The following is a 7,299-nucleotide window of genomic DNA, read 5'->3' as shown; positions in this document are numbered from 1 at the left end:
GAAACGGTGAAATTGTTGCGGCACCAGTTTTAGCTTTATCCTTAAGTTTTGACCACCGCATGATTGACGGTGCAACCGCTCAAAATGCATTAAATCATATTAAACGTTTATTGAACGATCCAGAACTATTGTTAATGGAGGCGTAAATCAAATGGTCGTTGGAGATTTCCCAATTGAAACAGATACTATAGTCATCGGAGCAGGCCCAGGGGGATATGTTGCAGCTATTCGTGCAGCACAGTTGGGACAAAAAGTGACAATTATTGAAAAAGAATATATTGGCGGCGTTTGTTTAAATGTCGGTTGTATTCCATCGAAAGCTTTGATTTCAGCAGGACACCGTTATGAAACAGCCATGCATTCTGAATCATTTGGAATTACCGCAGAAAATGTAAAAGTAGATTTTTCAAAAGTTCAGGAATTCAAAGCAGGCATTGTTAACAAGTTAACCGGTGGTGTCGAAGGGTTATTAAAAGGCAATAAGGTAAACATTGCACGTGGAGAGGCCTACTTTGTTGATGCTAATACATTACGTGTAATGGACGAAAATTCAGCTCAAACATATACCTTTAAAAATGCGATTATCGCGACAGGATCCCGTCCTATTGAACTTCCTACCTTTAAATATTCAAAACGGGTTCTTAATTCAACTGGTGCACTTAACTTAAATGAAATCCCTGAAAAAATCGTTGTTATCGGCGGCGGTGTAATCGGGATTGAATTAGGTGGAGCTTACGCGAACTTTGGCACACAGGTTACGATCTTAGAAGGCGCGGAAGAGATTTTAGGTCTTGGTGTTTTTGACAAACAAATGGCTGCACTTGTAAAACGTACCATGAAGAAAAAAGGTGCAGAATTTTATACAAAGGCGTTAGCTAAGGGTGTTGAAGAAACCGAAAATGGTGTTGTAGTAACATTCGAAACAAAAGGCGAAGAAAAGAAAATCGAAGCAGATTATGTTTTTGTTATGGTCGGACGACGTCCAAACACCGATGAAATGGGCTTAGAACAAGTAGGTGTAAAATTAACTGATCGCGGACTAATTGAAATCGACAAACAATGCCGTACCAATCTTAGCAATATCTATGCTATTGGTGATGTTGTTGCGGGTCCTCAATTGGCGCACAAAGCTTCATATGAAGCGAAAATTGCTGCTGAGGCAATTGCTGGTCACACCTCTGAAATTGATTATTTAGGTATTCCTGCTGTAGTCTTCTCAGATCCTGAATTAGCTTCAGTTGGGTATACAGAAGCACAGGCAAAAGAAGAAGGAATCAATGTTAATGCTGCTAAATTCCCATTTGCTGCTAATGGTCGTGCATTATCATTAGACAGCGGTGATGGTTTCTTGAAACTCATTACTCGGAAAGAGGATGGACTTGTCATTGGAGCACAAATTGCTGGCACAAGTGCATCAGATATGATTGCTGAATTAGGGCTTGCGATCGAAGCAGGAATGACTGCAGAAGATCTTGCTATGACAATTCATGCACATCCAACACTTGGAGAAATCACAATGGAAGCGGCAGAGGTTGCTTTAGGAAGCCCAATCCACATTATGAAATAAAGTAGTAAGAATAAAGTCCTTTTCGTTCAATAGCGAAAAGGACTTTTTCTATTTTTGCCGAATTCTCATGTAAAAAGCAAAAAAATTCCTGCCTTTATAAAAACAAAATATATCTCTCGTTTTTAGAACATATACTTAAAGAACTAGCATTCTGATATGAATTTGAATGTATTAAGAGTGGTGATAAATATGAGGGTCTATATTGTTGTGATACTACAATTTATCATTTGGAGCGGATATACATTTATTGAGTGGTTGTCAAAGCACGACCAGCTAATTTATAAAGTCATCATGTTTTTCGTGTTCTTTTATTTAGCATTTTTAATTGGAAACCAGGTAACAAAATCAGCACGTAAAACGCTATTTATCACTACTTTAAGCCTTGTAATTTACACTTCGATTCATTATACAATGGAAATGTTTATCCATTAGGCTCTGTTATGCTTGCTTGTTGATTGGAGCGAAAGAAGCTCAGCGCCGCGCGGGCGGTTCGTGAGAGCCTCCACGGCGCTTGAGAGATGAGCGGGGTCACCCTTGACCCGTTTTTCCCGCAGGAGTTTCGCGGCTTCCGCTCCAAGCTCTAACATAGCCATTCATAAAAAAAAGCCCCTCAAGGAGCTTTTTTATTTTCGTGGATAGTAATACATGATGCGTTCATTAAAAAGGTGGAGTTCCCCTTGCAGTTTTTTCGCAAGGTATTTGCAAAACTCATTCGCTTTTCCTTTATCACCATAAGTAGATTGTCCTGGTAAAGTGACTTGTATGTACGTTTGTTCCAGTTCTTGACCTTCTTCCTTTCGAATCGTTTCCTGGTCAACTCCAATTAAAATGGCAAAATAGCGATCATCATTTGAGTGTAGATAAAACCATTTTCCTTGAGCTTCTACTGTTTCCTTAATTTCATATGGGAAGGCTGACTCTCCGTATTCCCATCCTATTTGATTGCCTGTTTTGGTAGTGTTATTTTTATACTCTTTAAATAGTTCCTTTACTTCCTCTATAGTTACTGTTTGTTTAGCAGATGAAGGCACTAGCTTAATGTATGCGTTAACAGCCATCATCATTCCCCCCTACTAGTCAGTTAATATTAACTCTCTTTATTCTAGCACTGAATAAAATCTTATGACAACTATAGCTTCAAATAAATGTACAAGTTTCTTGTTTCTTATGAGGATTTAAATTATAATAATATTCTAAAGATTCTTAGAAAAAGGAGGAACAATATGGATATTTTCGAAAAACTTTATGATGAGCATGAAAACGCAAAAGTAAGGTTTATTGGATTTACCACGGAAAGTACACGTTATGATTTCGGGATTATTTACACCAATATGTTTTTTGGAAAGCCGTTAGTTGTCTGCATGCAAACAGGCCGCTCCACTCTCCTTGACCCCAAAGATATTGAAGATATTGACTACCTTCAAACCGTATTCCGTATCCCTGATCAACAGCAGGCAGCAGATTTAGCTGAGTTTTTCAGCGAAACACTTCCATCCATCCCATTTGTCACCCAATATGAGTAATTTTTCAAGAAAAGGCCAATTTAGGCCTTTTTTTGTGAGAATTATTTTTAATGTGACATACAATTTAGGCTTGATATTTATAATGTGATATATTATTATGTGATTAAGGCTAAATTAATACTTTGTTTTATAGACATTCAATAATGAAAAGGGGATTGAACAGATGGGTACTTTAGTATGCCAGACATGTAATTCTACTATTGATCATTTTGAAGATGAAAAAGTAACGGTGCTTTATTCTAAATGCAATTGTTGCGATGATCATCATAAAGAGGAAGATTTATAATCAGTCAATATAAATAAAACAGGATTCCAAAATGGAATCCTGTATTTTTGTTTTATTTTATTTTATTTTATTTTATTGCCTTATATTCTTTAATGACGAGAAGGGATTTAAGCTCATCATCTTCCGGCCCTTGGACAGGAAGGCCGGCTTCAAGGTTTTTCCGGATATAATGGAGGTTCTCTTTGGTAATAATCTCTCCAGGGATAAAAATTGGGATTCCTGGTGGATACACCATAACAAATTCTGCAATGATTCTGCCTTCTGATTCTTCAAAAGGGATTACTTCTGTTTCTGCATAGAATGCATCACGTGGTGTTAATGCAAGCACAGGAATTTCAGGAAGAAGAACTTCTACTTGTTCTATTCTTTCGGGACGGTGTTCGCATTCATCTGCTAATTCTTTAAGAGCATTTACAAGGATGTCTGCTTCATGTTCAGTGTCTCCCAGTGTGATAATACAAAGAATATTATATAAATCGGAAAGTTCCACTTCGATATTATGTTTTTCCCTCAGCCACTTTTCCACATCATACCCAGTTAAGCCAAGGTCCTTAACAGATATGATTAACTTTGTTGGATCGTAATCAAAGGTAGCTTTTGACCCTAAAATTTCTTCGCCAATACAATGAAGATGTTCAATTTCATTAATTCTTTTGCGAATCGATTGTGCTACTTTAATGGTATTGTCAATTAACTCTCTTCCTTTTGTAGCTAATTGCTTGCGAGCGACATCAAGTGAAGCAAGCAATAAATACGAGGTGGAGGTAGTTGTTAGCATACTTAGAATGGATTGGACATGTTTGGCAGAGACAAGGCCTTCTTTTACATTTAGAATCGAACTTTGGGTCATCGAACCGCCAAGTTTATGAACGCTAGTGGCAGCCATATCTGCACCAGCCTGCATCGCAGACAGTGGCAGTTCCTCATGAAAATGTATATGAACACCATGGGCTTCATCCACTAGAACAGGAATCTCATAGGAGTGTGCAATTTCAACTATCTTTTTTAAATCACCAGAGATACCAAAATAAGTTGGGTTGATCACTAATACCGCTTTCGCATCCGGATGCTGTTTTAGAGCTCTTTCTACTGCATCTGGAGTGATACCATGAGAAATTCCTAATTCCTTATCAATTTCAGGCTGGATAAACACTGGAATCGCTCCGGAAAAAACTATCGCTGACATAATGGATTTATGGACGTTTCTTGGAACGATAATTTTATCATCGGGTCCACAAACAGCCATTATCATCGCAATAATGGCCCCGCTAGTACCTTGTACAGAAAAGAATGTCCGGTCAGCACCAAATGCTTCTGCAGCTAAATCTTGTGCTTGTTTGATGATCCCTTTTGGCTGATGCAGATCGTCTAGTGGTCCGATATTGATTAAATCAATAGACAAAGCATTATCACCGATAAAATTGCGGAATTCAGGGTCTATCCCAGCACCTTTTTTATGACCAGGAATATGGAATTGAATTGGGTTTTTTTTCGCATGTTCTAGTAAACCGCTAAATAGCGGTGTTTGATTTTGAGACAATTTTCAACCACACCTCTTTATAAAAAATACTCTAATTATGTCGAATTTTATTTAATAAACAAAGGAATTATAGCACTATTCCCATTCATTGCAAAGAAATAAATGTTATTCCTTACTCGGTTTCCGATAGTTTCCCTTTTTGACAGGAAAATTACCCTAAAGTGACGAAATAACAAGAAGAAAGTTTATGGGAGGGTTTCAATTGGAATGGAAAACACGCGTTACAGAGTTATTGAAGATACGATTTCCGATTATTCAAGGGGGTCTAGCCTATTTAGCCTATTCTGAGTTGGCAGCAGCTGTTTCAAATGCAGGCGGTCTTGGTCAAATCACTGCTATGTCATTAGCGGAACCAGAACAATTGCGAGCTGAGATACAAAAAGTAAAACAGTTAACGAATAATCCTTTTGGGGTTAATTTTGCGATTGGACAGCATGGAAGACCGTTTTCAGATTTCCTTCAAGTAGCAATTGATGAAAAGGTGCCAGTTGTTTCAATGACAGGAGGAAATCCTGCCCCCATATTTGAACAATTAAAAGGCACAGAGATTAAAACACTTGTCCTTGTTGCCGCCAGAAGACAGGCTGTCAAAGCTGAGGAATTGGGTGCGGATGCGGTTATGGTTGTGGGGCAGGAAGGAGGGGGCCACCTTGGACGTGATGATATTGGTACAATGGTGTTAGTTCCACAAGTTGTGGATGCTGTGTCAATACCTGTAATTGCTTCGGGAGGTATTGGTGATGGTCGAGGGCTTATGGCAGCTCTTAGTTTAGGGGCCGAGGGAATTGAAATGGGTACGAGATTCATTGCAACGAAAGAATGTGTCCATGCAAGCGAGTTATATAAAAAAAGCTTAGTGGAAGGAAATGAATCGGGAACTGTAGTCATAAAGAGATCTCTTGGAACTCCTGCCAGGGCACTTGCAAACAGCTGGACAGATAAAATTCTCGAGATTGAAAAGAACAATGGCGGATATGATCAGTTAAAAGGTTTCATAAGCGGAATTGCTAATCAACGCTACATATATGATGGTGAACCTGAACAAGGATTTGCATGGGCAGGACAAGTGATGGGCTTAATCAAAGATGTCCCAGCCGTTCAAGACTTATTTGATAAATTGATTCATGATGCGGAACAAATACGTGCAAAGTGGGGAAAATAATTATATGATTCTTTTTAGTTGAAACTTTTTCGCATAGATTGTTGTNNGAAAATTGCCTAGAAACTTAGTGAATGACACTTATTAAGCTCCAAAAGCAACAAAGTTTACGAAAAGAGCCTTAATTGAATTAGTTAGAAGGTGAAATAATGGAATACCAATATCCGATTGATTATCATTGGAGTACAGAAGAAATTGTTGATGTCATTGCTTTTTTTGAAACGATTGAAAAGGCGTATGAACAGGGAATTGACCGTGATGTAGTCATGAAGGCATATCGCCGCTTTAAAGAAATCGTTCCTAGCAAGGCGGAGGAAAAGACGATTTGCAGTGAATTTGAAGAAATGAGCGGTTATTCATCCTATCGAACCATAAAAAAAGCAAAAGATGCTTCAGCTGGGGATAGAATTAAAATGCAATAAGAGGGAAAAGCTCCTGATCAGTAGGTTCAGGAGCTTTTTCTTCTTATTTTTTATTTTGTGAGAAGCGATAGAGTGTGGCTGTTTTTTGGAAGACGTCCTCAATTTGTTGTATTAGGCTATCGGAACCTAATTGAATGACTTTTTCTCTGTCGATTGTAAAGCCACATAATAATTCTGCTTTTTTTACGTTTTGCAGTCGATCAAAAAGCGCTCGCAGGTCTTCCTTAGATAATTGATTGTGTTCTATTGTCTCTGGTTTTGTATGATCTACCGACCAAACAAAATCCTTTGGTGTATCTTTATAAATTTTTGTTAATTTTTTTGAAAATCTTGCAGCAATCGTATCTTTTTGGGGTGCTTCATAAATCACGGCAAACCAAATAAATAAATGAGTGTTCCACATGCCTATTTGAAAGTGAGGAAGCATTTTATAACCTCGAGGATTATTTGAAAATGCTACCCATGTATCTTTTGGTGGATTAATGGTTCGTCTGGCATGTTTCGCAACATGAACAAACATTTCATCCTCTGTTAAGGAAGAAAGGTACGGCGCAAAATATCTTCCCAACTCCTCTAATTTCGGGCGGATTGTTTCCTTCAACGCTTCCATTCTAGCCTCTAAACCATCTATTAAGAACACATCAAAATCCTCATTTGTAAATCCTGTAAAACCCATACCCTTAAACCTCCAACTAACATTTGTCCTTAATTGTAGCATACCATTAAAGAGACATGTAGTTAGTTGCTTTTCTAGGTTAAAGCACATATTTGTTGCAACATATCTCCCTGACTCATATTATAC

General features: G+C 38.0%; 9 protein-coding genes. 6 read left to right on the top strand and 3 right to left on the bottom strand.

Annotation, left to right across the window (positions count from 1 at the left end; genetic code table 11):
* On the top strand, nt 1–146 hold a 146-nt coding region (locus V7137_RS22275), incomplete at its 5' end, for a 2-oxo acid dehydrogenase subunit E2 (protein WP_335700106.1).
* A gap of 5 nt (nt 147–151) precedes the next feature.
* Nucleotides 152–1,567, top strand: a complete 1,416-nt coding sequence (gene lpdA / locus V7137_RS22270) for a dihydrolipoyl dehydrogenase (RefSeq protein ID WP_335700099.1) — start codon at nt 152–154, stop codon at nt 1,565–1,567.
* Between the two features lie 623 nt (nt 1,568–2,190).
* Here lpdA and V7137_RS22265 read toward each other — a convergent pair.
* Nucleotides 2,191–2,625 (bottom strand): DUF1885 family protein, encoded by a 435-nt coding sequence (locus V7137_RS22265; protein ID WP_335700098.1) that lies wholly within the window; start codon nt 2,623–2,625, stop codon nt 2,191–2,193.
* 165 nt (nt 2,626–2,790) lie between these two features.
* On the opposite strand from V7137_RS22265, the gene V7137_RS22260 reads away from it, so the two are divergent.
* Together V7137_RS22260 and V7137_RS22255 are read left to right on the top strand one after the other, a co-directional pair.
* Nucleotides 2,791–3,090, top strand: coding sequence for a DUF3055 domain-containing protein (locus V7137_RS22260; protein ID WP_335700097.1), 300 nt, complete (start codon nt 2,791–2,793; stop codon nt 3,088–3,090).
* Nucleotides 3,091–3,253: 163 nt separating this feature from the next.
* A complete protein-coding gene (locus V7137_RS22255; RefSeq protein ID WP_218345762.1) occupies nt 3,254–3,376 on the top strand; it encodes a GapA-binding peptide SR1P in 123 nt (40 codons plus the stop codon).
* 67 nt (nt 3,377–3,443) lie between these two features.
* On the opposite strand, the gene V7137_RS22250 is transcribed toward V7137_RS22255, so the two are convergent.
* Nucleotides 3,444–4,916 (bottom strand): aminotransferase class I/II-fold pyridoxal phosphate-dependent enzyme, encoded by a 1,473-nt coding sequence (locus V7137_RS22250; protein ID WP_335700096.1) that lies wholly within the window; start codon nt 4,914–4,916, stop codon nt 3,444–3,446.
* 202 nt (nt 4,917–5,118) lie between these two features.
* On the opposite strand from V7137_RS22250, the gene V7137_RS22245 reads away from it, so the two are divergent.
* Both V7137_RS22245 and V7137_RS22240 read left to right on the top strand, forming a co-directional pair.
* Nucleotides 5,119–6,078: an NAD(P)H-dependent flavin oxidoreductase gene (locus tag V7137_RS22245; RefSeq protein WP_335700095.1), complete on the top strand. Its 960-nt coding sequence runs from the start codon at nt 5,119–5,121 to the stop codon at nt 6,076–6,078.
* A 146-nt stretch (nt 6,079–6,224) separates the two neighbouring features.
* A complete protein-coding gene (locus tag V7137_RS22240) occupies nt 6,225–6,497 on the top strand; it encodes a UPF0223 family protein (RefSeq protein ID WP_335700094.1) in 273 nt (90 codons plus the stop codon).
* Between the two features lie 43 nt (nt 6,498–6,540).
* Here V7137_RS22240 and V7137_RS22235 read toward each other — a convergent pair whose 3' ends face one another.
* Entirely contained in the window at nt 6,541–7,173 is a 633-nt protein-coding gene (locus tag V7137_RS22235) for a YktB family protein (protein WP_335700093.1), read from the bottom strand.
* Between the last annotated feature and the right edge of the window lie 126 nt (nt 7,174–7,299).

Source organism: Neobacillus drentensis, from assembly GCF_036962765.1.
GTDB lineage: Bacteria > Bacillota > Bacilli > Bacillales > Cytobacillaceae > Neobacillus > Neobacillus drentensis_C.
The sequence above is the reverse complement of the archived record's forward strand: the minus strand, read 5'-3'. Positions and strand labels throughout refer to the sequence as shown.